This window comes from Brachybacterium squillarum M-6-3 (assembly GCF_000225825.1).
In the GTDB taxonomy this organism is placed as follows: domain Bacteria; phylum Actinomycetota; class Actinomycetes; order Actinomycetales; family Dermabacteraceae; genus Brachybacterium; species Brachybacterium squillarum.
On sequence record NZ_AGBX01000001.1, the window covers coordinates 958,008 to 983,340 of the forward strand.

25 protein-coding genes and 1 pseudogene are annotated in these 25,333 nt (G+C 73.5%); 5 read left to right on the forward strand and 21 right to left on the reverse strand.

Annotated elements, in window-relative coordinates; genetic code table 11:
- Nucleotides 1-57: 57 nt before the first annotated feature.
- The 11 genes and pseudogenes from OM98_RS15780 to OM98_RS04290 form a co-directional block, all read right to left on the reverse strand.
- Nucleotides 58-3,912: a WD40 repeat domain-containing protein gene (locus tag OM98_RS15780; RefSeq protein ID WP_010533341.1), complete on the reverse strand. Its 3,855-nt coding sequence runs from the start codon at nt 3,910-3,912 to the stop codon at nt 58-60.
- Between the two features lie 182 nt (nt 3,913-4,094).
- Nucleotides 4,095-4,595 (reverse strand): glutathione peroxidase, encoded by a 501-nt coding sequence (locus tag OM98_RS15785; protein WP_010533342.1) that lies wholly within the window; start codon nt 4,593-4,595, stop codon nt 4,095-4,097.
- Between the two features lie 31 nt (nt 4,596-4,626).
- Nucleotides 4,627-4,863, reverse strand: a complete 237-nt coding sequence (locus tag OM98_RS16115) for a hypothetical protein (RefSeq protein WP_010533343.1) — start codon at nt 4,861-4,863, stop codon at nt 4,627-4,629.
- Between the two features lie 56 nt (nt 4,864-4,919).
- Nucleotides 4,920-5,183: pseudogene (locus tag OM98_RS16120) on the reverse strand (SDR family NAD(P)-dependent oxidoreductase); the annotation flags it as partial.
- A 57-nt stretch (nt 5,184-5,240) separates the two neighbouring features.
- Nucleotides 5,241-6,881: a cation:proton antiporter gene (locus OM98_RS04260; protein ID WP_010533344.1), complete on the reverse strand. Its 1,641-nt coding sequence runs from the start codon at nt 6,879-6,881 to the stop codon at nt 5,241-5,243.
- Nucleotides 6,882-7,025: 144 nt separating this feature from the next.
- Complete coding sequence (locus OM98_RS04265; RefSeq protein ID WP_010533345.1) at nt 7,026-7,517, reverse strand: lamin tail domain-containing protein; 492 nt, start codon at nt 7,515-7,517, stop codon at nt 7,026-7,028.
- A 153-nt stretch (nt 7,518-7,670) separates the two neighbouring features.
- A complete protein-coding gene (locus OM98_RS04270; protein ID WP_010533346.1) occupies nt 7,671-7,856 on the reverse strand; it encodes a hypothetical protein in 186 nt (61 codons plus the stop codon).
- Nucleotides 7,857-7,882: 26 nt separating this feature from the next.
- On the reverse strand, nt 7,883-9,700 hold the full coding sequence (locus OM98_RS04275) for an ABC transporter ATP-binding protein (RefSeq protein WP_010533347.1): 1,818 nt from the start codon (nt 9,698-9,700) through the stop codon (nt 7,883-7,885).
- Nucleotides 9,697-11,523 carry an ABC transporter ATP-binding protein gene (locus OM98_RS04280; protein ID WP_010533348.1) on the reverse strand — a complete coding sequence of 609 codons (1,827 nt, stop codon included), beginning with the start codon at nt 11,521-11,523 and terminating at the stop codon, nt 9,697-9,699. The genes OM98_RS04275 and OM98_RS04280 overlap by 4 nt, the downstream gene beginning before the upstream one ends.
- 131 nt (nt 11,524-11,654) lie before the next feature.
- Complete coding sequence (locus OM98_RS04285) at nt 11,655-12,008, reverse strand: hypothetical protein (protein ID WP_010533349.1); 354 nt, start codon at nt 12,006-12,008, stop codon at nt 11,655-11,657.
- A 77-nt stretch (nt 12,009-12,085) separates the two neighbouring features.
- Nucleotides 12,086-13,468 carry an alpha-amylase family glycosyl hydrolase gene (locus OM98_RS04290; protein ID WP_010533350.1) on the reverse strand — a complete coding sequence of 461 codons (1,383 nt, stop codon included), beginning with the start codon at nt 13,466-13,468 and terminating at the stop codon, nt 12,086-12,088.
- Between the two features lie 93 nt (nt 13,469-13,561).
- Between OM98_RS04290 and OM98_RS04295 the strand changes: the two genes are divergently transcribed.
- Entirely contained in the window at nt 13,562-14,332 is a 771-nt protein-coding gene (locus OM98_RS04295) for an alpha/beta hydrolase (protein ID WP_010533351.1), read from the forward strand.
- Nucleotides 14,333-14,346: 14 nt separating this feature from the next.
- Here OM98_RS04295 and OM98_RS04300 read toward each other — a convergent pair whose 3' ends face one another.
- Genes OM98_RS04300 through OM98_RS04310 form a run of 3 tightly spaced genes read right to left on the reverse strand, consistent with a single transcriptional unit; the run spans nt 14,347 to nt 16,468 of the window.
- The gene (locus OM98_RS04300) at nt 14,347-14,736 is read right to left on the reverse strand and encodes a hypothetical protein (protein ID WP_010533352.1); all 390 of its coding nucleotides are present in this window, start codon (nt 14,734-14,736) and stop codon (nt 14,347-14,349) included.
- Entirely contained in the window at nt 14,733-15,914 is a 1,182-nt protein-coding gene (locus tag OM98_RS04305; RefSeq protein WP_010533353.1) for a serine hydrolase domain-containing protein, read from the reverse strand. The genes OM98_RS04300 and OM98_RS04305 overlap by 4 nt, the downstream gene beginning before the upstream one ends.
- Nucleotides 15,915-15,916: 2 nt before the next feature.
- Nucleotides 15,917-16,468, reverse strand: a complete 552-nt coding sequence (locus OM98_RS04310; RefSeq protein ID WP_010533354.1) for an ArsR/SmtB family transcription factor — start codon at nt 16,466-16,468, stop codon at nt 15,917-15,919.
- A 160-nt stretch (nt 16,469-16,628) separates the two neighbouring features.
- Between OM98_RS04310 and OM98_RS04315 the strand changes: the two genes are divergently transcribed.
- Complete coding sequence (locus OM98_RS04315; RefSeq protein ID WP_010533355.1) at nt 16,629-16,913, forward strand: YciI family protein; 285 nt, start codon at nt 16,629-16,631, stop codon at nt 16,911-16,913.
- 18 nt (nt 16,914-16,931) lie between these two features.
- On the opposite strand, the gene OM98_RS14725 is transcribed toward OM98_RS04315, so the two are convergent.
- From OM98_RS14725 to OM98_RS04335, 4 genes are all read right to left on the reverse strand, one after another.
- Nucleotides 16,932-17,489, reverse strand: coding sequence for a hypothetical protein (locus OM98_RS14725; protein ID WP_010533356.1), 558 nt, complete (start codon nt 17,487-17,489; stop codon nt 16,932-16,934).
- Nucleotides 17,489-18,403 carry a LysR family transcriptional regulator gene (locus OM98_RS04325; protein WP_010533357.1) on the reverse strand — a complete coding sequence of 305 codons (915 nt, stop codon included), beginning with the start codon at nt 18,401-18,403 and terminating at the stop codon, nt 17,489-17,491. The genes OM98_RS14725 and OM98_RS04325 overlap by 1 nt, the downstream gene beginning before the upstream one ends.
- 61 nt (nt 18,404-18,464) lie before the next feature.
- A complete protein-coding gene (locus OM98_RS04330) occupies nt 18,465-19,364 on the reverse strand; it encodes an ornithine cyclodeaminase (RefSeq protein WP_010533358.1) in 900 nt (299 codons plus the stop codon).
- Nucleotides 19,365-19,519: 155 nt separating this feature from the next.
- On the reverse strand, nt 19,520-20,023 hold the full coding sequence (locus OM98_RS04335; protein ID WP_010533359.1) for a DUF2087 domain-containing protein: 504 nt from the start codon (nt 20,021-20,023) through the stop codon (nt 19,520-19,522).
- A 129-nt stretch (nt 20,024-20,152) separates the two neighbouring features.
- Here OM98_RS04335 and OM98_RS04340 point away from each other — a divergent pair, with 129 nt between their 5' ends.
- Both OM98_RS04340 and OM98_RS04345 read left to right on the forward strand, forming a co-directional pair.
- Nucleotides 20,153-21,133, forward strand: coding sequence for an aldo/keto reductase (locus tag OM98_RS04340; protein ID WP_010533360.1), 981 nt, complete (start codon nt 20,153-20,155; stop codon nt 21,131-21,133).
- A 256-nt stretch (nt 21,134-21,389) separates the two neighbouring features.
- Complete coding sequence (locus OM98_RS04345) at nt 21,390-22,391, forward strand: IS481 family transposase (protein WP_010533361.1); 1,002 nt, start codon at nt 21,390-21,392, stop codon at nt 22,389-22,391.
- On the opposite strand, the gene OM98_RS04350 is transcribed toward OM98_RS04345, so the two are convergent.
- Complete coding sequence (locus OM98_RS04350) at nt 22,388-22,600, reverse strand: P-loop NTPase family protein (protein ID WP_010533362.1); 213 nt, start codon at nt 22,598-22,600, stop codon at nt 22,388-22,390. The two genes, OM98_RS04345 and OM98_RS04350, sit on opposite strands and share 4 nt — an antisense overlap.
- Nucleotides 22,601-22,753: 153 nt before the next feature.
- Here OM98_RS04350 and OM98_RS04355 point away from each other — a divergent pair, with 153 nt between their 5' ends.
- Nucleotides 22,754-23,866, forward strand: a complete 1,113-nt coding sequence (locus tag OM98_RS04355; protein WP_010533363.1) for a hypothetical protein — start codon at nt 22,754-22,756, stop codon at nt 23,864-23,866.
- A gap of 165 nt (nt 23,867-24,031) precedes the next feature.
- On the opposite strand, the gene OM98_RS04360 is transcribed toward OM98_RS04355, so the two are convergent.
- Together OM98_RS04360 and OM98_RS04365 are read right to left on the reverse strand one after the other, a co-directional pair.
- The gene (locus OM98_RS04360) at nt 24,032-24,577 is read right to left on the reverse strand and encodes a dihydrofolate reductase family protein (protein ID WP_010533364.1); all 546 of its coding nucleotides are present in this window, start codon (nt 24,575-24,577) and stop codon (nt 24,032-24,034) included.
- Nucleotides 24,578-24,591: 14 nt separating this feature from the next.
- A complete protein-coding gene (locus tag OM98_RS04365) occupies nt 24,592-25,329 on the reverse strand; it encodes an SDR family NAD(P)-dependent oxidoreductase (RefSeq protein WP_010533365.1) in 738 nt (245 codons plus the stop codon).
- Nucleotides 25,330-25,333: the final 4 nt, after the last annotated feature.

The window sequence follows — 25,333 nt, forward strand, 5'->3', positions numbered from 1 at the left end:
CCCGGCACCGTGTTCGGTCCCGTTCGGAACGCCCCCGCACCGGAGCAATCGTGCAGCTCAGGAGCACATCGGCGCGTCATCCGGGAGGGACGGCGCGAGCTCCTGCCCCTCCTCGACGGTCAGCGGTTCGCCGACCTCGGAGCAGATCTGGCTGCGGGCCTCCGCGGGATCGAGGGTCCACCACCACAGATGCCCCGAGTAGGTGGAGGCCACCATCCGGGTGCCGTCGTCGAGGAACGTGGCGTCGGTGATCTCGCTGCGGATCGGCCCCTGCAGCCGCAGCTGCGAGCCGCTGATCGCGGTGCCGTCCTCGCTGATGTCGCGCACGTCCACGTGGCTGACGGCGGAGATCGCCATGCGGTCGCCCTCCGCCGTGAAGGACAGGCTGATCGGAGTGTCCGTCATCCCGGTGACGGTGCTCAGCCGGCTCGGCGCGGTCGGATCCGAGATGTCCATGATCCCGACCTCCAGGCTCTCGGTCGCATAGCCGAGCTGGCCGGGATGGCCCGGCCGCATCTCGATCCAGGTGGGGCGCTGCCCGCCCATGTCGATGCGGGCCAGCTCCTCGTCGGCCTCGAGATCCCAGACCAGCAGGTCCCAGGTGCCGTCCTCCACCACCAGCGTGTCCCGGTCGCGGAAGGTCATGGTGTTCCCTGCCAGCACCGGGATCCGGGCGAGCTCGGTGAGCCGCACATCTGCTCCGCCGGCGCCCGGGTCCTCGGCGACGTCGTAGACGACGACCTCGTCCGAGTCCTGGTCGCCGATGGCGAGCCGTGTCCCGTCGGCGGAGAACGTCGCATTGATCAGGAGGGCACCCGGGAGCGGGTCCACCCGGGTGGGGTCGCTGAGGCCCGTCTCGCCGACGCGCGAGACCTTCAGCCCCTCCCGGCCGCCGTAGGCGACGAACCGACCGTCGCTGGTCACGGCCAGCGCGTACCGGGTCTCATCGGTGGCCTCCGGCACCTCGAGGGGGACGACCGTGCCGTCCTCGCCGAGCCGATCCACCTGCAGCCGTCCGTCGCCGGAGCCCAGGGACCCGATCGCCGTGCGGCCGTGGGTGTCGGCGACCACCTCGAAGACGCGGCCGCGCTCCTCGGGCAGCAGGAACGTGTCATCGGGCCAGATGGTGATGGTGCCGTCGGCGGTGTTCGTGACCAGCGCCCCGTCGGCCTCCACCAGGGCGTCCGGCAGGGAGGGCAGCACCTGCACGTCGCTCGCCTCCCCCTCGAGGGTGAACAGGCGCAGGGTGTGGTCCGAGGCGACGGCGGCCAGCCGCCCGTCCTCGAGGAAGGCGGCGTCGTTGACCCAGGACTCGAAGCCCTCGGCGGTGGCGGTGACCTCCAGCTCACCGTCCTGCACGGTGCCGATCTCGACGGTGTGGTCACGGGTGGAGGCTGCGAAGCGGTCCCCCTCGGGGGAGAGCGAGACGTCGTTGAGCAGGGGCAGGGTGAGAGCGGGGCCCCAGGCCGTCTCGCCGAGGGGGTCCTCGAGCAGGGCGAGGGTGCCGTCCTCGCGGGAGGCGAGGACCGCCGCGCCGCGGGCGTCCAGCCCCAGCACCGGGGACGCCTCCCCGGACGCCTCCTGCGGCGGACCCTCGACAGAATCCAGGGCGACGGTCCGGTCGTCCTCGATCCGGAGACGGTGCAGGTGCCCGTCGCTGCCACCGAACAGGGCCCCGGAGCCGTCCGGCAGCACCACGGCCGCGTCCGTCGCCAGGGCCGTCTCCACGCATCCCAGCTCGACCGGCGCGGCCGTCACGTCCCAGACGCAGCCCTGTCCGCGCATCCCGGTGGCGTTCTCCCCGGCGACGGCGAGCAGGCGGCGATCCCCGGCCTCCACCAGGCTGAGCGCGTAGATGTCGGTGACCGCGGCGTCCATGCTGTGCAGCTCCCGGCCGGTGGCGGGGTCCAGCAGCCGCACGATGCCCTGCGCACCGCCGTGGGCGAGCAGCCCGTCGACGGCGGCCAGGCCCGCCGGGCCGGGGGCGGTGGTGATCCGCCGGGGCAGTGTGCCCGCGGTCAGGGAGAACAGGCGGGAGCGGGAGGTCGGGTTGTCGTCGATGCCGTGGGCGGCGATCGCGAGCTGCGCGGCCTCCGCGGGCATGGTCTCGGCCACCACCTCGGAGCGGTTGGCGATCTCCCCGGCCAGGGCCGTGCGCTCGGCCGAGCGCAGGGTGAGAGCGCTGAACGCCGCGGAGCCCGCGAGCACGAGGGCGATCACGGCGAGCGCGGAGGCCAGCACGCTGACGGTGCGGAAGCGGCGCGAGCTGCGACGCAGCGCCGTGTTCTCCGCCTCCGCCCGCCGCAGGCGCTCCTCCCGGGCCTCGCGTACGGCGGCGAGGAAGTCCCTTTCCAGGTGGGAGAGGTCCTCGTCCGGCAGGTCGGCATCCTCCGGGCGCTCCGCTGCCAGCACCAGGGCGGAGTCCGGTGCGGCGGCCAGCCCCTCCGGGCGTCCCGCCTCGTCCCAGAAAGTCGCGTACCGGGTGAGCATGCGCCGGGAGGCCGACCAGTCCTGCGCGGAGGCGATCCACTCGGCCAGCCGCGGCCAGGTGGTCAGCAGCAGGTCGTGGCCGATGGTGATGGTCTCGCGGTCCCGCTGCAGGAGGTGGGCGGCCAGGAAGGTCCGCAGCACCTCCTCGCGGGCGGGATCCTCCGGCACCGGGACGGTGCCCGCGGTGAGACGACGACGGGCCGGCTGGGAGTCGTCCAGGTGGAGCATCTCCCGCAGCGTCGGCCAGCAGGCCTCCCGGGCGGCGGGGGAGAGCTGCGCGTAGGCGGCCTCCGCGGCACGTTCCACGGAGCGGGCGACGCCGCCGGAGCGCTCGTAGTCCTCCAGGGTGATGCGGACGGCGTCCTCCCGCTGCTGCCAGAGCGTGCGCATCGTCTGGGAGAGCAGCGGCAGCGCCCCGGAGAGGCCCTCGGAGCCGCCCGCCTCGGCTCCCGCGTCCCGCAGGATCACCTCCGCCACGCCCGGGTCGAGGGCGATGCCCTGCGCCGCGGTGGGCTCCTGCAGGATCTCGAGGGCGTCCTCCCGGGTGATCGGGCCGATCACCACGTGCGCCGTCTCCAGGGCGGCCCGCAGTGCGGGGACATCGGTGGCGGGGGCGAGGGCGTCGGCCCGCAGCACCAGGATCAGCACCGTGCCGGAGGCCCCGGTCGCCGCCGCCGCGGCGATCCGGGCGAGCGTCCGCTCCCGTTCCGGCTCGGAACCGGACCAGAGCGCCTCCGCCTGGTCGAGCACGAGGACCCGCGGGCCGGTGCCCGCGGCCAGCTCGGCGAGGGCCTCCTCGACCTCCGGGCCCGGCTGCACCCGACGGGCCGGGATGCCCTCCCGCTCGTCGGCGACGCGGCGCACCGCAGCCGCCACCAGTGACGACTTGCCGACACCGGATCGTCCCGTGACCAGCAGCAGCGGGGAGCCGCGCCCGTCCAGGCGACGGCGCAGCCGGGCAGCCAGCTCGGCGACCTGGGCGTGCCGGCCCGGGAACAGGTGGGCGTCGCCGAGCTCGTAGGGGCGCATCCCGGGGTACGGCGGGGACTGCTCCGGGTCCGGGGCGGTCACGGGGGCCGGTGCGGAGCGGATCGCCCGCCACCAGTCCTCCCCGGTGACACCGCCGCGGGTGCCCTCGGGGTCCACCAGGTCCAGGGCCTCGACCAGGCGGAGGAAGTCGGCACGCATGCCGACCTGCGGGGCGGAGCGCCCCGTCAGCCAGCCCTGCAGGGTGGTGATCGGGACGCCCACCCGGCCGCTGAGGCGGCGGTAGGCGAGGCCGCCGTCGTCCTTCGCGGCCGTCAGGGCCGCGGCGACGCCCGCGCGGCCCTGCACCGCGGCCAGCCGCCAGCGTCGGTACCGCTCGGTAATGCCGTCGGCGTCCTCGCCGTTCGGAACGGGCTGCCGGGGCTCGGACGGCATGGGATCACTCCCGCGGTCGGGACGGTCAGGACGGGGGATCGCCGCCCGTCCGCGCGCTCGGGGTTCCCGAACAAGGACACACGGTGATGACCTGCACGATCATCATGCACCGGGGGAAACCGGGAATCTGCGACAGATGTCGTTCCGTGACCGTTCCGAAGCGTTCCGACCCTGGCCGGAGCTCAGCCGCGTGCCCCGAGCGCCTCCTCGACGGGCTCGGCCAGCGTCCCCGGCTCCACCTCGGAGGCATAGCGGGCGCGGACGGTGCCGTCGCGGCCGAGCAGGAACTTGGTGAAGTTCCAGCCGATGGGGGCGGCCTCGATCGGGCCGCCTACGCCCTCGTGCGCGCCGGTCAGCCACTGGTACAGCGGGTGGGCGCCCTCGCCGTTGACCTCGACTTTGGAGAACATCGGGAAGTCCACGCCGAAGCTGGTGGAGCAGAACTCGGCGATCTCGGCGTCGGTGCCGGGCTCCTGGTGGTTGAACTGGTCGCAGGGGAAGCCCAGCACGATCAGTCCCTCCTCGCGGTAGCGGGACTGCAGCTCCTGCAGCCCGTCGTACTGGGGGGTGAAGCCGCACTTGCTGGCGGTGTTCACGATCAGCACCACCTGGCCGACGTAGCGGCCCAGGTCGGTGTCCGAGCCGTCGATCGCGGTGGCGGTGAAGTCGGCGAGAGTCGTCATGGGGCCATTGTGGCCGGGATCGGCGGGGGAGTCAGCCCCGCTCGGCAGCGCTACCCGCATCGAATCGCGGGTCGCGGGCGCAGTCGGCCCGGCGCTGCTCCAGCACCGCGGCCACCCGCCCCGGGGCGTCCTCCCCGACCAGCAGACGCAGCGGGCCCTCGGGGGCGTCGACGTGGGCGAGGATCGCGGCCGCCGCCTCGGCGGGGGAGATGCCGCCGCCGGTGGCGCCCTCTGCCGCCTGCCAGGGCACGGTGAGGGAGCCGAACATCTGCTCCCGCCGGTCGAGGAGATCTGCAGGATGTGGCCGGAGCCCTGCCCCCGCATCGCGGGCAGCACGGCGCGGCTGAGTCGCAGCGGGGCCAGCAGGTCCGTCTCGACGATGTCGAGCGCCTGGTCCTCGTCGGCCTCCTCGATCGCGCCGATCAGCCCGTAGCCGGCGTTGTTGACCAGCACGTCGATCCGGCCGTGCAGGTGGACGACGTCGGCCACCAGCGCTTCGACGGCCTCGGTCTCGCGCACGGCGAGCGGGAGGGCGCGGCCGAGGCCGCGTCCGGCGCCGGTGATCAGCCAGGTGCGGGGAGAGGTCATGCCCCCATTCGTGCCGGGTGGGCCGGTGGGCGGCGAAGAGTTCTCCGGGGCAGGTGCTCAGCGCCCGCCCCGCACCCGCGGCGGGGAGGCCAGCATCATCAGGTCGAGCTGCCGCAGCACCTGGTCGGCGGCCTCGGGATCCACGCCGCGTTCGGAGCGGGCCTGCAGCACCTCGCCGCGGGCCGCGTCCAGGCCCACCGTCTGCGCCGTCGCCATCAGCTCCCGGCCCTTGGCGCGCCGCTCCACCTTCTCCTCGACCTTCCGCCGCAGCTCCGGGTCCGGCTGCTGCCCCTCGGGGGTGAGCGCCGCCATCGCCCGGGTGGCCGTGTCCAGCTCCCGGTTCAGCCCCGAGAACCGCCCCTTGAGCGCGGCGAGCTCCCGGTCCGAGAGCTCCTCGGACTCCTCGAAGCGCTCCCGGATCGCCTCCATCGCCGCGGCCCGCGCGCGCAGCGACAGCTCCTGCACCTCGGCCTCCGCGATCGAGCCGTCGTCCTGGCGGCCCAGCAGCTTCAGCAGCCGGCCCAGCCCCAGCCCGGGCGGCACGAGCGTCACCAGCAGCACCGTGCAGGCGACGACCACCACCAGGTTCCGGTAGGAGGCATCGGCCCCGGTCACGCTCGAGGATGGCACCGCCAGCGCCAGCGCCAGGGTGGCCAGGCCCCGCATGCCGCACCAGGTCAGCACGACCGAGTCGCGCCAGCCCAGCACCTCCCCGGCGTCCAGTCGGGCGACGGGGCGGATCACCAGCATCGCGACGACGCGGATCCCGATCACGAGCACGCAGATCAGGGCGGCGACGGGCAGGTAGTCGAGCACGCCCCAGCCCTCCTCGACGACTACCTCGCGCAGCTGCATCCCCAGCAGGCCGAAGGCGATGCCCGTGACCAGCAGGGTCGCCACGTCCCAGAAAGTGGCGCGGGAGATCCGGGCCTCGGAGTCCTCCGCGCGGGCCCGGCGCTTGGTCTCCAGCGCGGTGACCACCACCGCGATCACCCCGGAGGCGCGCAGCTCCTCCGCGAGGATGTACGCGGCGAAGGGGACGACCACGCTCATCGCGGTGCGGGCGGCCGTGGAGGTCAGCACCCGCCCCGTCACCCGGTACAGGAAGCCCAGCAGGAAGCCGATGGCCACGGCGATCACGGCGCCGATGACGAAGTCCGCCGCGATGCCCAGGCCCAGCGTCCCGGTGCCTGTCAGCGCGGAGAGGGCGGCGCTGAACAGCACGATCGCCACCGCATCGTTGAACAGGCCCTCGGTCTGCAGCATCGACAGCAGGCGCCGCGGCATCTTCGCGGGCCCCGCGACGGCCTCCACCGCCACCGGGTCCGGCGGCGCCACCATCGCCCCCAGCATCAGCGCCAGCGGCACCGCGATCCCGGGCACCAGCAGGAGGGTCGCGCCCGCGACGGCGCCCGCCGTGACCGCCGTGAGGCACACGGCGAGGACCAGCAGCGTCGGCCAGCGGGTGACGAACACCGACCAGTCCGTGCGCTGCGCGGTGGCGAACAGCAGCGGCGGCAGGAACAGCGGCAGGATCAGCTCGTGGTCGATCTCCAGCGTGGGCAGCCAGGGGATGCAGGCGATCCCGGCGCTGGCCAGCAGCATCAGGATCGGGTACGGCAGCTTCCAGCGCTCGCCGAGGGCGACGCAGGCGACGGTGACGGCCATCAGGCCGATCACCATGACCAGGGTTTCCACGGACGAGCTCCTCGGGCGGACTCGGGCCCCACACGGGCGGGAGCCGGACCGGTCCACCGTAGACCCGTCGCCCGGGCGCCGTGCAGGACCCGCTCAGCGCGTGCGCTCGCTCAGCGGGTCCGCCGACTCAGCGGGCCCGCCGACTCAGCAGGTCTGGGTGGTCTTGCCCGTGCCGCGCGTGATGGTGCAGGTTTCCAGGCGCTTGCCCTTGGCGTCGTAGATCCGCGCCGTGTCCCCGGTGTTGTTCCAGATGTAGCTGGACTTGCCCCAGTAGCGGGTGGTGGAGGAGGACGAACCCTTGCCGGAGCGGATGGTGAGGGTCTTCCCGGGCTTCAGGGTCACGCCCTTCGGGAAGGTGTACTTCTGCGGGCCGTTGTCGCGGATGACGTAGCCCGAGAGGTTCAGGGTCCTGCTGCCGGTGTTCCTGAGCTGGATGTACTCCTGCGTGTACCCCGAGTTGGTGGGCTTGTCGCTGCCCTTCGGCTCGAAGTGGACCTTCACGATGTCCAGCGGCTTCGTCACCGCGGCCTCGGCGGGCGGGGCGGCGGCGAGCATCGTCCCGGCGAGCACAACGGCCGCGCCGAGCGCGAGGGTGCGGGAGAGGAATCGGGCAGGGGAGAGCGGGGTCGCGACCATGAGGGGCCTTCACGGGGAGAGGAGGGCCGGGGCGGGCGTCCTCGCCCGCTCACCGTGGCACCGCCCGACGGCGATGACGAGCGGATCGTAGCAGCGCACGGCGCGATTCCGGGCCGTGTCGCCGCGAGGTCGAACCCGCGGTGCTCGGGGGCGTCAGGTGCCGTCCGGGCCGGAGGAGGGAGGATCGACCTCCCGCCCGGCCTCCCGGCTGCCGCGGGCGGCCCCGGCGCGGGCCGCGCGGTACACGCCGAACAGCACCGCGGCCACGACCAGCAGGATCAGCAGTGCCCCGCCGATCAGGACGATGGGCTCCCAGCCCGCGAGTCCGAAGAACGACATATCGGCAGGCTACGCCGTGACCGTGCTCAGAGAGACTCCTGCCAGGCCTCGTACAGCGCGGCGAAGCGGCCGCCCTCCTCGATCAGCTCGCGGGGGGAGCCGTCCTCGACCACGCGGCCGTCGTGCACCACCAGCACCCGGTCCGCGATCATCACGGTGGACAGGCGGTGGGCGATGATCAGCGAGGTCCGCTCGCCGAGCAGGCTGGTCAGGCCCTTCTGCACCATCCGCTCGGAAGGGATGTCCAGCGAGCTGGTGGCCTCGTCGAGGATCAGCACCCGCGGGTCCGCGAGGAACGCCCGGGCGAAGGAGATCAGCTGCCGCTGCCCGGCGGAGACGCGACCGCCGCGCTTGTTCACGTCGGTGTCGTAGCCCTCGGGGAGCTGCTCGATGAAGGCGTCGGCGCCGATGGCCCGGGCCGCGGCCTCGACCTCCTCGCGGGTGGCGTCGGGCTTGCCGAGGGCGATGTTCTCCGCGACGGTGCCGGAGAACAGGTAGGCCTCCTGGGTGACCATCACGATGTTGCGGCTGAGGTCGGCCATCGAGATGTCCCGCAGGTCCACCCCGTCCAGAGTCACCCTGCCCTCGGTGGCGTCGTAGAAGCGGGAGATCAGCTTCGCGATCGTGGACTTCCCCGCGCCCGTCTGCCCCACCAGGGCCACGGTCTGCCCGGCGGGCACGTGCAGGTCCAGCGGGGCCAGCACCTCGGGACCGTCGGCGCTGTAGCGGAAGGCGACCTGTTCGAAGTCGACGTCGCCGCGGGCGGCCGGCAGCGGGGTGGGCTGCTCGGGCTCGGCGACGTGCGGCTCCTGCGCCAGCAGATCGGCGATCTTCTCCAGCGCGGCCACGGCGGACTGGAAGGCGTTGTAGAAGTTGGCGATCTGGTCGATGGGCTGGAAGAAGCGCCGGGCGTAGATCACCAGGGCGGTCAGCACGCCCACCTGCAGGTCGCCGGAGAGCACGCGGAAGCCGCCCACCAGCAGCACCAGCGCCACGGTGATGTTCGCCAGCACCCGCAGGGAGGGCTGGTAGATGCCGAACACCTGGATGGAGCGCAGGCTCGCGTCCCGGTAGTCCATCGCGAGCTCGTCGAAGGCGGCGCGGTTGCGGGCCTGCTTGCGGAAGGCCTGGACGGCGCGGATGCCCGACATCGCCTCGACGAAGTGGACGATGAGCCGCGCCGAATGGGTGCGGATCGCGCGGTACTCCACCCGGGAGCGGCGCTGGAACCACACGGTGATCGCGACGCAGGGGAGGAGCATCGCCAGCATCACCGCGCCGGTCACCCAGTCGTTGCCGATGATCACGATGATCATGAAGACCATCGACAGGGCGGCTCCGACCATCACGTTCACCCCGGAGTCCAGCAGCTCCCGCAGCGCCTCCATGTCGGAGGTCTGCCGCGAGACGATGCGCCCGGAGGTGTAGCGCTCGTGGAACTCGAGGTCCTGGCGCTGGGTGAAGCGGAAGACGCGGCGGCGCAGGGTGAGCAGCATCCGCTGCCCCACCACCACCGACTGGCGCACGTAGCCGTAGGTGAGCACGCCGCCCACCAGAGCCGCACCGATCGCGAGGGCCGCCGCCTGGATCGTCGGCACCGGGTCCCCGTCGATGAGGGCGGGCAGGGCTTCGTCGATGCCCCAGGCGATGATGGACGGCCCGGCGACGACGGCCGCCTGCGCGATCACCACCATCACGGCCATCGCGATGAACTGGGCCTTCAAGGGGGAGATCAGCTCGCCGAGCAGGCGCAGGGAGCGGCGCCGGGAGGCCCGGTTCTCCGCGGCGCTCAGCGCCGCCTGCTCCTCGTCCGGCTGCGGCGGGGCGGTGGGATGCGCGCTCATCGGCCCTCCCCCCGGACGCCGCGCAGGTCGAGCTCCCCGGTGAGGGTCTCGATGTCCTGGTCGCGGCGGGTCTCCTCCTCCTGGGTGGCGATCACCCAGCGGTACCGCGAGGAGCTCTCCATCAGCTCGGCGTGGGTGCCGACGGCGACGATCTGACCGGCGTCCAGCAGCGCCACCCGGTCCGCGAGGGCCACGGTGGAGGTGCGGTGGGCCACGATCAGCGTGGTGGTTCCCGCGAGCACGTCCCGCAGCCGCCCCGTGACGACCTCCTCGGTGCGGGTGTCCAGGGCGGAGAGCGGGTCGTCCAGCAGCAGCACCGCGGGCCGGGCCGCGATGGCGCGGGCCAGGGCGAGGCGCTGGCGCTGCCCGCCGGAGAGGCTCAGCCCCTCCTCGCCGATGCGGGTCTCCACCCCCTCGGGCAGCTCCAGTGCGAAGCCGGCGTCAGCGGTGCGCAGGGCCTCCAGCAGCAGCGCCTCGGACTGCTCCGCGGTGAGCGAGGGATCGGCGCCCAGCAGCACGTTCTCGCGGACCGAGTCGGAGAACAGGGTGGCGTCCTCGAAGGCGACCGCGGTGAGGGTGCGCAGGTCGGCCAGGTCCATCTCCCGCACGTCCACGCCGTCGATGGCGATGCCGCCGGCGGTGACGTCGTACAGCCGCGGCACCAGCTGCAGGAGCGTGGACTTGCCGGAGCCGGTCACGCCCACCAGCGCCATCGTCTCCCCGGGGCGGATCACGAGGTCCGCGCCGGCCAGCACGTCGGGCACGTGACCGGGAGCGTCCTGGTAGCGGAAGCGCACCCCGTCCAGGCGCACCTCGCCACGGGCGGCGGCGAGGTCCACCGCGGCAGGCTCGGCGGGGGAGGTGATGGTGCTGGGCTCGTCCATCACCTCGTAGTGGCGGTCCAGGGCGGTGGCGGCGTTCACGGCCTGGCCGAGCATCATGCCGAGCATTCGCACCGGTCCCGTCACCAGCGTGGCGGTGGCGAAATAGGAGGCCAGGGCGCCGACGGTGATCTGGTCGGTCGCCGTCAGGTAGAGGCCGATGAACAGGGCGACGCCGAGCGCCAGCTCCGGCAGCATGAACATGAACATGTCGAAGCGGGCCATCGCGGTGGCCTTCTTGACCTCGGTGCGGCGGAGCTCCTCGGCCTGCTCGGTGAATCCGTCCAGCGCGGTGGGGCCGCGGCCGAAGGCCTTGAGCACCCGGATGCCCTGCACCGACTGCTCGACGGTGGTGGCGAGGTCCCCGTTCTGGTCCTGCGAGAGGCGGGAGAGCCGCGAGTACTGCCGGTTGAAGCGGTAGGCGATGAACGACACCGGCACCGCGGCCAGGAAGAACACCAGCGCCAGCAGCGCGGAGGAGCGGATCAGCAGGGCCATGCCGACGACGATGGTCACGGCGTCGGTGACGGCCATGATGATGCCGAAGGCGATCCACCGACGCATCGTCGAGATGTCGCCCATCATCCGCGAGAGCAGCTGCCCGGAGCCCCAGGCGTCGTGGAAGGACACCGGCATGTCCAGCACCTTCGCGTAGAACGCGGTGCGGATGTTCTTCTCCACCAGCGTCGAGGGGGAGACCGCGAAGACGCGGCGCAGGTAGATCAGCGCCGCCTCCATCACACCGAGGCCCAGGACGATGGCGCAGCCCGTCCACACCACGGCGGCGGTGCCGCCCACGTGCAGGCGGTCCACGACCAGCTGCAGCACCTGCGGGATGCCGAGCGCCATCAGGGAGGCGAGCAGGGCGCTGAGCAGGCCGAGGTACAGGCGTCCGCGGATGGGGCGGATCGTCTGCCAGAGGCGACCGAGCGAGCCGAGCATGGGGTGGGGTCTCCGTCAGGGATGGACCGGCCGGGATCGGGCCGGTGCGGGGAGGCTACGGGGAGGGTCCGACGATCGAGTCGGACCCGACGGGGGCGCGGGGACGTCCGGGCGGTCGCCCACCGGGGCGGTCAGGCCTCCGGCTGGGCCGGGCTCCACTCGTCGTAGGCGGCGTCCGAGAGCAGGGCGGCCGCGCCGGCGGCCACGCCGGTCACGCCCAGCACCGCCGGCCAGGCGCCGATCTTCTTCGCCAGCGGATGGGAGAGGCCGAAGCCGAGCACGTAGGTGGCGCCGAGCACCGCGGTGGTGGCGACGCCGCGCCGTGCCAGCCAGGTGCGGCCCGCGTACAGGCCCGCCGCGCCGAGCACCACGCCGCCCAGCGGCCGGATGCCGCTCTCCCGGGCCGTGATGTACCCGCCGAGCAGTCCGGCGGCGACGACGGGGGCGGTGCGGACTGCTTCAGCGGGCTTGACGGGGGTGCTCATGCCCTCGACCCTACGCCCGCACGGCTCCGTGGTGCGGGCGGGCGTCCCGCCGGGCCCTGACGGCAGGGACGGGGCGGTCAGCGGGTGACGGCCACGCCGTGGGCGGGCACGGTGCCGGGGGCGGCGGGGCCGACGCCGTCGAGCATGTCCGCACCGGAGACCTGCTCCAGGACCTCGCCGGGTGCGGGTCGCGCCTCCTCGCCGAGGTTCACGGCCAGCACCAGCGGCGCCGCCTCGCCCGCGGTGGGGCGCAACTCGATCTCGGCGTAGGTGTTCTCCAGCGCGTCCTCCCGCACCGCGACCTCGGCGGAGGCCAGCCACGGTTCGCGGCGGCGCAGGCCGATCAGGCGGCGGTGCACCTCGAGGATCCGCGGGGCGGCCTCGGGCTTCAGGGTCGGGAGCTCCTCGGCCAGGCGCTCCGGGTCCTCCGGGAAGGCGGGGCGGACGGCGTCGTCCCCGCCGGCGCGCTCCTCCTTGACGCCGGTCACGCCCGCCTCGTCGCCTGCGTAGATCGCGGGGATGCCGGGCAGCAGCGCCAGCAGGGCGGTGGTGACGGCCAGGTCGCGGCCGTCCGGAAGCTGGGAGGCGATGCGGGTGGTGTCGTGGTTGCCGACGAAGGTCAGCGGATGCGCCCCGCCCGGAGCGGCCAGGAAGTCGCGGTGGCGGCCCAGGGCGTGCTGCAGCTCCCAGAGGTTGCCGTTCGCGGCGGAGGACCACAGCGCCTTCCACAGCTCGTACTGGGTGATGGAGTCGGCGCCGGACTCGCGGGCGATCGCGGGGTAGTCCCCGTGGATCACCTCGCCGAGGATCCACGCCTCCGGGTGGGCGGCCTTCACCCGCTCCAGGATCGGGCGCCAGGCGTCGGCGCCCGCCGCGTACATCGCGTCCAGCCGCCAGCCGTCCACGCCGCGCTCCAGCCAGTGGTTCATCGCGCCCGTGACCAGCTCCTGCACGGCGGGGTCGGAGAGGTTCAGCTCGACCAGGTCGTCGTTGCCCTCGAAGCCGTAGGGGTGTTCCTCGGCCCAGCGGATGCGGTCCCCGGCCTCGGTGCCCGGCCCGGCCGCGACGGCCTCCCGCACCAGCGGGTGGCGCTCGGAGAGGTGGTTGAAGACGCCGTCCAGCACCACGCGGACGCCGCGGGCGTGGCCGGCCTCGATCAGCGCCTCGAGGTCCGCGTCATCGCCCAGGCGCGGGTCCAGGTGCTCGTGGTCGAGCGTGTCGTAGCCGTGGGAGACCGAGTCGAAGACCGGGTTCAGGATCAGCACGTTCGCCCCGAGGGAGACCAGATGGTCCAGCCAGCCCAGCAGGCGGGGCAGGCGGTGGGTGACCTCGGGGTGCTCCGCCTCGAGGTCCTCGCGGCGCTGGGGGGCGCCGCAGAAGCCCAGCGGGTAGACCTGCCAGCACACGGCATCGGCCCACCAGGGGCGGGGGCTGGCGGCGGTCGTGCTGCTCTCGCTCATGGGGTCAACCCTAGGGGTCGCGCGGTGCGGATCGCGAGGGACCGGCGGGACGGCCCGTGATGGGATGGGGTGCGAGACCTTGAGGAGGCCCCGATGATCCGCCTGCGCACCGACCTGTACTCCGAGTCCCTGGCCATGGGCACGAACCTGGTGGTGCTGATGCCGCAGGCCGCCTCCGGCATCGGCATGCGCGGCGAGATCGCCGGCGGCGGGGACGGCGTGCCCGTGCTGTACCTGCTGCACGGCCTGAGCGACGACTGCACCGTCTGGGAGCGCCGCACGGCGATAGAGCGCTACGCCACCGAGCACGGCATCGCCGTGGTGATGCCCGAGGTGCGCCGCTCCTTCTACGTCGACGAGGCCGTGGGGGAGCAGTACTGGACCTGGATCAGCGAGGAGCTGCCGAGCATCCTCGCCCGCACAGTCCGCATCTCCACGGCGCGGGAGGACACCTTCGTGGCGGGCCTGTCGATGGGCGGCTTCGGCGCGTTCAAGCTGGCCCTGAACCATCCCGGGCGCTTCGCCGCCGCGGCCAGTCTCTCCGGCGCGCTGATCCCGCAGGAGCTGCCGCTGGACGAGGCCTTCGGCAGCCTCGGGCAGCGGGTGTGGGCGGGCCGGGACCTGACCGGTACCGAGGACGACCTGCTCGGTCTGATCGGCCGACACCCCGCCGCGGAGCTGCCCGCCCTGTTCCTGGACTGCGGCACCGAGGACGAGCTGATCACCTCGAACGAGCGCTTCGCGGAGGCCGCCGAGAGCCGCGGCGTGGACGTCCGGGCCCGTTTCCGCCCGGGCGCGCACACCTGGGACTTCTGGGACCGCGGCATCCAGGACGTGCTGGACTGGCTGCCCGTCCGCCGCTGACCCGCGCCACCTGCTCAGCCGGCGTACACGGCGAGCCCCAGCAGGACGATCACCAGCACCACCTCGCCGATCAGCGAGGCGCGAGAGGGTGCTTCCAGCAGGCGGCGACGACGGGGCGGCAGGGCCTCCGTGCCGACCGCATCGGCGGGCGCGAGCGCACGGCGACCGGCGAAGGCGATTGCCACCACCAGGCCGAGCGCCTCCAGCCACATCACCCACCACAGGGCGGCGGGCAGCAGTTGTGCGAGGCCGAGCACGGCCAGGGTGCTCGCGGAGCTCAGCGACAGCAGCAGCATCCGGTGCGGATGCAGCGGGCGCAGGGCCAGCTGCCATCCCGCACGGATCAGCGTGCCCGCCAGGAACAGCAGGACCAGCAGCGGCAGCAGACCGAGCACGGTGCTCATCGCTCCACCTCCCCGGCCAGGACCGCGAGGGCCGCCTCGTCCAGGGAGAGCGCGGTGTCGGTCAGCAGCACCACGCCGAGCCCGGTGTCCCGGTTCCAGCCGACGAAGGAGGCGTAGCCGCCGGTCATGCCGTTGTGCCAGATCACCGTGCCGGCCTCCCCGTCCAGGTCCAGGTGGTGCCAGGTCATCGCGGTGCGGCGGGTCCCGGAGCGTTCCCGCAGCACCTCGGTGGCGGCGGACGCGCCGGGAGCGGTGCCGTCCCGCATGGCCTGCAGGTAGGTCGCCATGTCCGCCGGGGTGGAGCGGATGCCGCCCGCCGGGGCGGTGCCCGCCATCGTCCAGGGGGCGGCGGACAGCCCGGAGACGGCGGCACCGTCGCGGGCGGTGGGGGCGAGGTTCGCCGGGACCTCGGGCACCGTGGTCGCCGCGAGCCCCAGGGGGTCCAGCACCCGCTCGCGCAGCAGCTCCGGGTAGGCCGGTCCGACGAGGCGGACCAGGAGCTGGCCCAGCAGGGCGATGGCCAGGTTCGAGTAGGCGTAGTCCCCGCGGCCCGTGGGCGTCACGGCCAGGGCATCGGCGATGACGCCCTCCGCGTCCCGACCGGCGTAGGGGTCCTTGCGCAGCAGGGAGGCCGGGATGGTCAGCGGCAGCCGGCTCGGCGGGATGGTGGGCAGCCCCGAGGTGTGCGTGGCCAGCTCCTCCAGCTGCACGTCGGCGATGTCGCTGCCGGTGGCGCCCTCCCCGAGGATGTCGGCGACGGTGTCGCTCAGATCTGCTTCCCCGTGCTCGATCGCGAGGGCGAGCAGGGCCCCGGTGAAGGTCTTGGAGACCGATCCGATCTCGAACTCCTCGGCGCCCTCGCCGTCGTCGGTGCCGAAGCCTGCCAGGCGCGGCTCCTCGACGTCGGGGTCCAGCACGGCGATGCCGACCCGGGAGTGCCCGGCCAGGTACGGCGCGAGGGCGGAGGTCAGGGACTCGTCCCCGCTCGGCTCTCCGAGGCGGCGGGGACGGGGCGCGGTGAGGGCCGCGGCGCCGAGGACCGCGATGGCGCCGATGCCGCCCAGGGCCAGGACCCGGCGACGGTCCACGGTCGGCGGTGGCGGCTTCGGTCGGCGGTCCACCGGCGGGGGATCGGAGGGGGCGCCGTGCGGTGACGGGGGATCGGTCGGCGCGGACATGATCAGCCTTCCTCGAGGGCGAGCAGGATCGTGAGCAGGGGGATCATGCGCGGCACCGGGATGGCCCAGACCCCGCGGCGGGGGGAGGCGACCCATCCGCCGCCCTGCAGGGCGGACAGGTGGTGGTAGGCGACGCCGGTGGAGGCCAGGTCCAGCTCGTCGACGAGCTGGGCGACGGTGTGCTCCCCCTCGGTGAGCCGCTGCAGGATCGCCAGCCGCAACGGATGGCCGAGGGCGGCGACGCGCTCGGAACGCTCGGCCCAGTCGGCCTGCGCCAGCGCCTCGGTGGGCCGCGCCCACTGGTACTCGTAACGCCCGCCGCCCATTGACACGGCCCCGGTGAACAGCACCCCGCCGGCCTCGCCGAGCCGCTCCTTCAGGCCCTGCAGCGCCCAGAAGACCTCCGGGTCGGGGCTCGGGGAGTGCTCGGAAGGGGTGTCGGCCGCAGGACGCACCGGCTCCAGGCGGGCCTCGAGGCGGGCCAGTCGCTCCTCGAGGGCGCGGAGCCGGTCGGGGGCCTCCCCGTCGGGGCGCAGCAGCGGATGGACGGGCATCGGTGCTCCTCCGGATCGACGGTTTCGGCTCTCACGTTATCCGAAATTCCGGAAGAACGGAATCGCGGGACGGATGTCGTGCCGTCGTCCCACGGGGCTGTGGCATGCTGGTCGCGGGCGGTGCGGACCGCCGCCGATCCCTCGTGACCAGGAGCTCCCGATGGCCGTCATCGCCGTGCAGTACACCTACTCGGGCGACACCGCCCTCGCCGACCAGCACCGCGGCGACCACCGCGCCTTCGTGCGCTCCCTGTACGAGGCCGGGTCGATCCTGCTCTCCGGCCCGCTCGGGGGAGCGCCGGGTGCCCTGCTGGTGATGAGCGCGGCCTCCGAGGAGGAGGCGCTCGCCCTGCTCGACCAGGACCCCTTCCTCGCCGCCGGGGTCATCACCGGGCGCGAGGCGCGGCTGTGGACCGTCGTGACCGGAGAGCTGCCCGGCGCCTGAGCCTGCAGGGGAGCGCGCTCAGCGCGGGTCCGCGGACCCCGCGTCCTCGGGCCCCGCTGCATCCTCGGCATCCCGCGCACGGCGGGCCTCGTCGGCGCGGTCCTTGCCGGCGGCCTGCAGGTCCAGGGCGCGGCCCACGGTCACCCGGGCCTCGATGACGTCGCCGACCACCGCCAGCGGCAGGGCGGCGCGGCCCCCGTGGAGGTCCACGAAGTGCGCCGCCGCGGGGTCCTGGTAGGCGTTCACCCAGATCACGTCGTCGCGCTCGCCGCGGATCGCCGTGTGCAGCCGCGCCGACAGCGGGTCGCCGGGCGCCCAGACCACGATCAGCGCCGCGTCCTCGCGCCGCTCCAGCGCCGCGGCCAGCGGAGTGTGCGGGCCGGAGCGCAGCGGACTCGTCCAGTACGCCATCAGCAGGCCGAAGGCCGCCAGCAGCACCGCGGCGAGCCACTGCTCGATCACCGCCAGCACGGCGGCGATCAGCAGGGCGCCGAGCAGGAGGGCCAGCGGACGCAGCCAGACCCGGGCCGGCATCCGCCAGCGGGGATCGGTGCCGGTCGGCAGCGGTTCGGCCATCAGATCATCACCGCCGAGGACGTGCGGGGCGCTGCCTCGGCCACGAGTGCGTCCCGCACCGCCGCGACGGCCGGGATCGCCTGGGCGCCGCGCCGGTTCAGCAGGCCGATCATCCGCGAGTCCAGCCCGGGCAGCGAGCGCACCACGACCTCCTCGACCGGGGTCGCCTCGAGCACGGTCTCCGGCAGCAGGGCCACGCCGCCGCCGTGCTGCACCAGGCGCTGGGCGACCACCCCGTCGTCGGTGGAGTGGCGCACGGTGGGGGTGAAGCCCGCGGTGCGGGCGGAGGAGATGAGGTTCGCCCGGCAGCGCTCGCAGCCGGCCACCCAGGTCTCCTCGGCCAGGTCGGCCAGAGTGAGGTCCGGGTCCTCGGCGCGGGGGTGGTCCTGCGGCAGCACCGCCATCACCCGGTCCTCCAGCAGCGGGCTCCACTCCAGGGTGCCCTCGGCGTCGACGTCGCTGCAGGGGTAGCGGAACACCAGTGCCAGATCCAGCTCGCCCTCACGCAGCTTCGCGATCGCGTCGGGCGGCTCGATCTCCTCGAAGGTGACGTCGAGGTCCGGGGCGGTCTCCCGCAGGCGGCTCAGCACGGGCGGCAGCAGCACCGCGGCGGCGGAGGGGAAGGTGCCGAAGCGGACGGTGCCGCGGCGCAGTGCGGTGAGGTCCGCGAGCTCCTCGGTGGCGGCCTCCAGCTGCGCGGCGATCGCCTCGGCGTGCTGGGCCAGCCGCGAGCCGGCCTCGGTGGGGGTGACGCCCGCGGAGGAGCGCAGCAGCAGCGTGGTGCCGACCTCCTTCTCCAGGGCGGCCAGGTGCTGGGAGACGGCGGGCTGGGTCCAACCCAGTTCGCGGGCGCCGGCGCCGATGGAGCCGTTGCGGACGACGGTGCGGAAGATGAGCAGTCGTCGGGGGTCCATACCCGGCATCGTAGACAACGATGCCAAGTTCTGCTTATGACCTGTGGCGGATCGCTCGCGGTCAGGCGACGCGACGCACGGCTGCATCGGCCAGCACCAGGTCCCCGAGGCCCGAGCCCAGGTTCTGCACCACCAGTCGACCCTCCGGACGGCCCTGCCGCAGCAGGTCCCCCGTGGCGGCCGTGGCGCGCGGGTAGTCGGCGCCGAGCTTGCGGGGGCGCAGCGCCTCGAACTGCTCGGGGTCGTCCGCGACCAGGGTCGCGGTCGAGGCGGTGGCGGCGTCGACAACCGAGGCGTAGTCCAGCGGCAGCAGCGTCGCGGAAGGGGCGAGGGCCTCGCGCTCGCCGGGGGTCGGGGCGGTGTCGGTGCGTCCTATCGGCAGGCCGCTGACCAGCACGCCGGCGCCGTCCAGGGCCCTCGCACGATCGCTCTCGGTGCGCAGCTCCAGCTCGGGAGTGTGGACGGCGCACCAGGTCCGCAGCTCCTCCAGGGCCGCCGCGCGCCGCCCCCACACGGTCAGCGGCCGCCCCAGCGCCTCGAGCACCCGGGCGTGGGAGCGGGCCTGCACCCCGGTGCCCAGGAACGTCACCGGGCGCGGGTCCAGATCCAGGCTCGCACCGGTGACCTCGGCGGTGCGCAGTGCCGTGAGCTCCGCGGCGGCGAGCGTCGCCCGGGTGGAGCCGTCCGGGGCGGACAGCAACACCCGGCCGTCGATCACGGGACGGCCCCTGTCGGCGTTGGACGGGGTCACCGCCACCCACTTCAGGCCCAGCAGGTCCCGCGCGGGCCAGGCGGCGGGCATGGCGTTGGCGAATCCACCCTCCTCGTGCACCACGTGCGACTTCGGGGCCACCGAGGCCTCGCCCGTCGCCAGGGCGCGCAGGCTCTGCCGCATCAGCTCCACCGCCTCGGCGGGGGAGGGGAGGAGGTCACGCATCCGGTCGTCGTCGAGGTGCTGCATCCCTCGACGGTAGCGTCCGCCTCCGCCATCGGCCCCCGGGAAGTGACTCGTCGGTGGGTCGTGAGAGACCGTGGACGGGTGCGCCCGCGCCGGAGGACGGCGGCTGGTCTCCGTGGTGAAGGTCGTGCTGAACGCCCGACGCCGCCGCTGAGCGGTCAGGCGGGGGAACCGTCGACCAGCTCGTAGCGGGCGCCGTCGTCGCTGCGAAGCAGCATCCCGGCGTCCACCGCATCCCGTCGCACGAGGGCCGGGTCCGAGGCCAGCATCGCGAGCGCCGCCGTCAGCTCCGGCTCCGTGATGATGCGCGGGGAGCCGAGCCGCTCCCAGGCCAGGCGCACGATCCGCGCCGACAGTGCAGTGCGCTCGGCGTGCGTGGCCGGCATCGACTCCACCCGCCGCACCTGCAGCACCGCCCCATCGCCCCGCAGCTCCGTGAGCCGGGCGGCGATGCCCCGCAGCGCCTCCTGATCGACCTCCCCGTTCGGGCCGAGCCAGCGCAGGGCTCTCAGCGGCCCGCGCACCGAGGGATCCTCCGGGGCGCCCTGCCCGGCGAGCATCGCCCCGAGACCGGCGGCGAGCTTCGGGGTGGACAGCATCGAGGCCAGGCTGCGGGCCTGGGCCAGGGCATCGTGGGTGGGGTCGGTCGGGGTGGCGGGCATACCGGGGAGCGTATCGAGAGCGCGCCCCCGGGAAAGGAGGTACCGGCAGTCCCTCCCGTCCGCACGTGCACGCTGCCAGGATCGGAGGACCGGCCGCCACGGCGGCGCACCCGCGACGAAGGAGCCGAGATGGAGTACGTGAAGCTGGGCAGCACCGGGATGGACGTCTCCCGCCTGTGCCTGGGCACGATGGGCTTCGGCGACCCCGAGGCCTGGATCCACCCCTGGGTGCTCGAGGAGGAGGCCGCCCGACCCGTCATCCAGCACGCCCTGGACGCCGGCATCACCTTCTTCGACACCGCCAACGTCTACTCCCTGGGCCGCAGCGAGGAGATCGTCGGCAAGGCGCTGGCCGACTACGCCGACCGCGACGAGATCGTGCTGGCCACCAAGGTGCACGGCACCATGCGCGAGGCCCCCAACGGCGGCGGCCTCTCCCGCAAGGCGATCCTCGCCGAGGCCGAGCACAGCCTGCGCCGCCTCGGCACCGACTACATCGACCTGTACATTATCCATCGCTGGGACTACGACACCCCGATCGAGGAGACCATGCGGGCGCTGGACGACCTGGTGCGCTCGGGGAAGGTCCGCTACATCGGCGCCTCCGCGATGTTCGCCTGGCAGTTCCAGAAGGCGCAGCACGTGGCCGAGGTCAACGGCTGGACCCGTTTCGTCTCCATGCAGAACCACTACAACCTGCTCTACCGCGAGGAGGAGCGCGAGATGATGCCGCTGCTGCGGGACCAGGGCGTGGGCTCCACCCCCTACAGCCCGCTGGCCGCGGGGCGGCTGACCCGCGACTGGGACGCCGACACCGACCGGGCTCGCACCGACTCCATCGCGAAGTCGAAGTACGACGCCACCGAGACCACCGACCGCGTGATCGTCGAGCAGGTGGCTCGGATCGCCGAGGAGCGCGGGGTGCCGCGGGTGCACGTCGCCCTGGCCTGGCTGCTCGCGAAGGACCCGGTGGCGGCTCCGCTGATCGGCGCGACCAGGACCGGCCACATCGACTCCGCCCTCGGTGCCTTGGACCTCACCCTCACCGCCGAGGAGATCGCCGCCCTGGAGGAGCCCTACGTGCCGCACCGGGTGGTCGGCGCCATCTGAGCTCGCGCCGGGTGTGCGGGGCGACCCCTCAGGCCCGCAGGAGGCCCCGGGCCCGGTGAACGGCGTCCGCCATGGGGAGCGCGCCGGTGTACAGCACCAGTTCCACCACTTCGCCGAGCTATGCCGCCGTCGTGCGTGCCTAGATGTTGCGGGTCATGACGTTGTGGTCACCGGGGCAGGGATAGAAGGAACGGGCCCCTGACCGGCACGATGGGTGGTGCTGAAGCCATGCATCTGCTGGGAGGAGACCCGTTCCATGCACCACCGTAATGCCCCGCTCACGATCGTCGGAAGACAGCGCGCGATCACCCAGGTCCTCGACCATGACCGCCCGATCGCGCACGTCGCCTCGGAATTCCGGATCGCCCGCTCGACCCTCTCGAAATGGGTCGCCCGCTACCGCGCCCAGGGAGAGGCCGGCCTCGCTGACCGCTCCAGCGCTCCCGCCCATCGCCCGACCCGCCTGCCGGGATGGGTGATCGAGACGATCGAGCAGTGGCGGCGGGAGAAGAAGTGGTCGGCACGCCGGATCGCCCGGGAACTCGCCGACCGCCACGGCATGAGCTGCGCGGTTCGCACGATCACGCGCTGGCTGGATCGGCTGGGCCTGAACCGGATCCGGGACATCACCTCGGACGGCGAAGACCTCCGGGTGCCCGGGAAGATCATCGCCCGCTACCCGGGCCACATGGTCCACATGGACGTGAAGAAGGTCGGGAAGCTTCGTGACGGGGGCGGCTGGTGGGCACACGGTCGCGGCTCCGCCCAGGACCGGAAGAAGCACGGCCAGCGGGTCGGCTACACCTGCCTGCACTCGATGACCGACGGGTTCTCCCGTCTGGCCTACACCGAGGCCCTGGAGGACGAGAAGGCCCTCACCACGATCGGGTTCTTCCACCGGGCGAGGGAGTTCTTCGCGGCGCACGGGATCACGAGGATCTCTCGGCTGGTCACGGACAACGGCGCGAACTACACCTCGGCCTCGTTCACCAGCTCGACCAGGGCATTCGTTACCCGGCACCAGCGGATCCGGCCCTACACGCCCCGCCACAACGGGAAGGTCGAGCGCTACCAGCGCCTGCTGGCCGACGAGTGCCTCTACGCTCGCGCCTACACCTCCGAGACCGAGCGGCGGGACGCGATCGGGGTCTGGGTCCACCACTACAACTACCATCGGCCCCACACCGCCTGCGGCGATCAGCCCCCAGCCACCCGAGTCCACACCCGCGTCGACAACGTCATGACCTCATACACCTAGACCCGGTGCGCGGCTGACCAGTCGGTCACCTCGGGGCCGAGCATGGCGGCCAGGGCATCCAGCTCGACCCGGGCCACGACCCGCTCGGGCCGCAGGGATCCCGCGAGTGCCGAGGTCAGCGCGCTCTTCCCCGTCCCCTGCGCCCCGAGGACCAGGAGCAGACGCGGCCCGGAGCGTCCCGTTTCCGCGGTCGGGGCGACGTCGCCCATGCCCCGCATTCTCCCCCGATGCGCACGGCTCGCGCGGCCCCGCGTCGTGATCCCGCTCCCTCGGCCGGGAGGGCGGTCGCGCAGCGCCGGTAGGGTCGCGGGTATCGGAGCAGTCCCCCGCTGCCCTACCCCCCGATCCGCTAGGAGCCCCCGGTGCCGGAGCGCGGCCACGAGCCCCTCACCGTCCTGCTGCTGTCCGACCCCGGCCTGCCCTCGCGGCGCGCCGCCTCGGTGCAGGACCGCCTCGAAGCCCAGCTCGCCCGCGAGCTGGCCCGTCCCGTCACGCTGCACACGCGCACCGAGATGCTGCGGCTGCGGCCGGACAACACCCTCGACCTCGAGCACATCCGCACGGCCGCCTCCGAGGAGCAGCCCGCGGACCTGGTGCTCATGCTCACCGAGATCCCCCGTCACACCGAGGGCCGTCCGCTGGTGGCCGAGGTGGTGCCCGCCGAGGGCCTCGCGGTCGTCTCCTGCCCGACGCTCGGAGCCTGGGCCACCCGGCGCCGCATCGTCCGTGTGCTCACCGCCGCGGCGCTGCGCCTGGTCGGCGGCGTCGACGGCGCGCAGCAGGCCGGCCCCCGCGAGGCCGGGCGCCTCGATTCCCGCTGGTCGCGTTGGTCCCGCAGCGGCGACGGAGAACGCGCGATGCTGCACGCTCACACCCTCACCGGCGGGCCGCGCACCGTGCTCGGGATGATCCTGGGCAACGACCCCTGGCGCACCGCGCCCAAGCTCTCCAGCGCCCTGGCCGCCGCGGCCGCCACCGGCGCCTTCGGCATCTTCTACACCTCCATCTGGGAGATGTCCTCCTACCTTCCGACGCTGCGCCTGATCATGATCGGGATGCTCGCCGTGGTGAGCATGGTGGCCTGGCTGATCCTCAGCAACGGCCTGTGGGACAAGCCGCGGCGGGAGAGCCTGGGCACGGTGGTGATGCTCTACAACCTTTCCACCGTCGGCACGCTGCTGATCTGCGTGCTCAGCCTGTACCTGGCGCTGGTCGTGCTGATCCTGCTCGGCGCGGTGGTGGTGATCGACCCGCGTTTCATGGAGTCCGTGATCCAGGAGCCCGCGACCTTCGCCCGCTACCTCGACGTGGCCTGGCTCAGCGCCGCCATGGGCGTCGTCGCCGGCGCCCTCGGCTCCAGCTTCGACGCGAACACCGACCTGCGCCAGATCACGCACGGCCAGCGCGAACGCCAGCGCCGCTACACCGAGGAGGAGTCCGAGGAGAGCAGCGCCGGTTCCCCCTCGACGAGCTGACGCCCAGTTCCCCGGGCGGCACCGCCCCCGCCACCTCCAGTAATTCGACGATCCGCGCCAGTTTCTGGCGCGGATCGTCGAAATTTTGGGCGGGGCTGGGCGGGGCGGGGCTGGGTCGACCTCGGGGAGGGACGAGGAATGGGCCGGCGACGGGGAGGGGCCGGGTCAGGTGGGGTGGATGACCTTGTACTGCTCGAGGCGGATGCCGGAGTCGAAGCGGGTGACGTCCACCAGGTCCAGGTCGAGCGGGGCGGCCAGGCCCTCGAAGAGGTAGGGGCCGTGCCCGGCGACGCGGGGGTGGACGACCAGTTCCACCTCGTCGAGGAGGTCCGCGGCGGCGAGGGTGCGGGCGAGTGTCAGCCCGCCGACGTAGAGCCCAGCGCCGGGCTGCTGCTTCAGGGCGCGCACCGCGTCGACGGGGTCGCCGGGCAGCGCCTCGGTGTTCCAGCCGTCCGGCTCGCGGGTGGAGGAGACCAGGTACTTGTGGGCGCGGTCCATCGTCGCGGCGAAGGGGCGCATCCAGTCCGGCAGGTCCGCGGGCGGGTCGCGCCAGAACTCCATCAGCTCGTACATCTCGCGCCCCAGCAGCAGGGAGTCGGCCCGCTCGAGGGTCTCGGCGGCGTGGCGGTGCGTCTGCTCGTCGGGCGCCCCGGCCCGGTGGTCGATGCAGCCGTCGAGGGTGACGTTGATGGAGAACCGCAGCGGGCGCACGGCGTCGTCGCTGCTCAGGCGGCCGGGAGGGTGACGCCGGTGCGGGTGGCGAGGGCGTCCAGCAGGGCCTCCTGCAGCTCCCGGTCGTGGACGGCGGGGTGCGGGTCCTGCCGCTCCCGGTGGTGCCAGTAGCCGCCGCCCGACGCAGCGGCGGGGGAATCCGTGATGGCCAGCCAGCCCTGGGTGCGGTGCCCCTCCTCGAGGTCGTCGCTCGCCGAGGGGCCTCCCATCCGGGTGGGCACCCAACCGGGGTCCACCGCGTGCACCGGGGTGTCGGGCCAGTGGCGGGCGAGGGCCGCCATCAGCACCGTGAGCAGCAACTTGCTGTCGGAGTAGGTCCACTCGCGGTCGGCGTCCCCGTCGGCGAGGCCGCTGAGGTCCGCGCGGCCGCCGCGGTGCATGCCGCTGGAGAGCAGGATCAGCCGTCCCGGGTTCTCGATGCCCGCCGCGAGCACGTAGGGGGCCAGCAGGTTGACCTGCAGCAGGTCCGGCCCGTCGATCACCCCGGCGTTGTGGATCACCGCGTCGTAGGGGCCGAGGCTGTTCGCCTGCTCGGCCAGCGCCCTGACCTGCTCGGGGTCGCCGAGGTCCCCGGTGACCAGCTGGGCGCCGCGCTCCAGCAGCCCGGCCAGGGCCTCGCGCCCCTGCTCCGAGCGGGCGTGGAGGACGACCTCCTGGCCGTGGTCCAGCAGGTACTCGGCGGTGGCGAGCCCGAGGCCCGTGGTGGATCCGGTGACGAGGACGCGGGGCATGGGG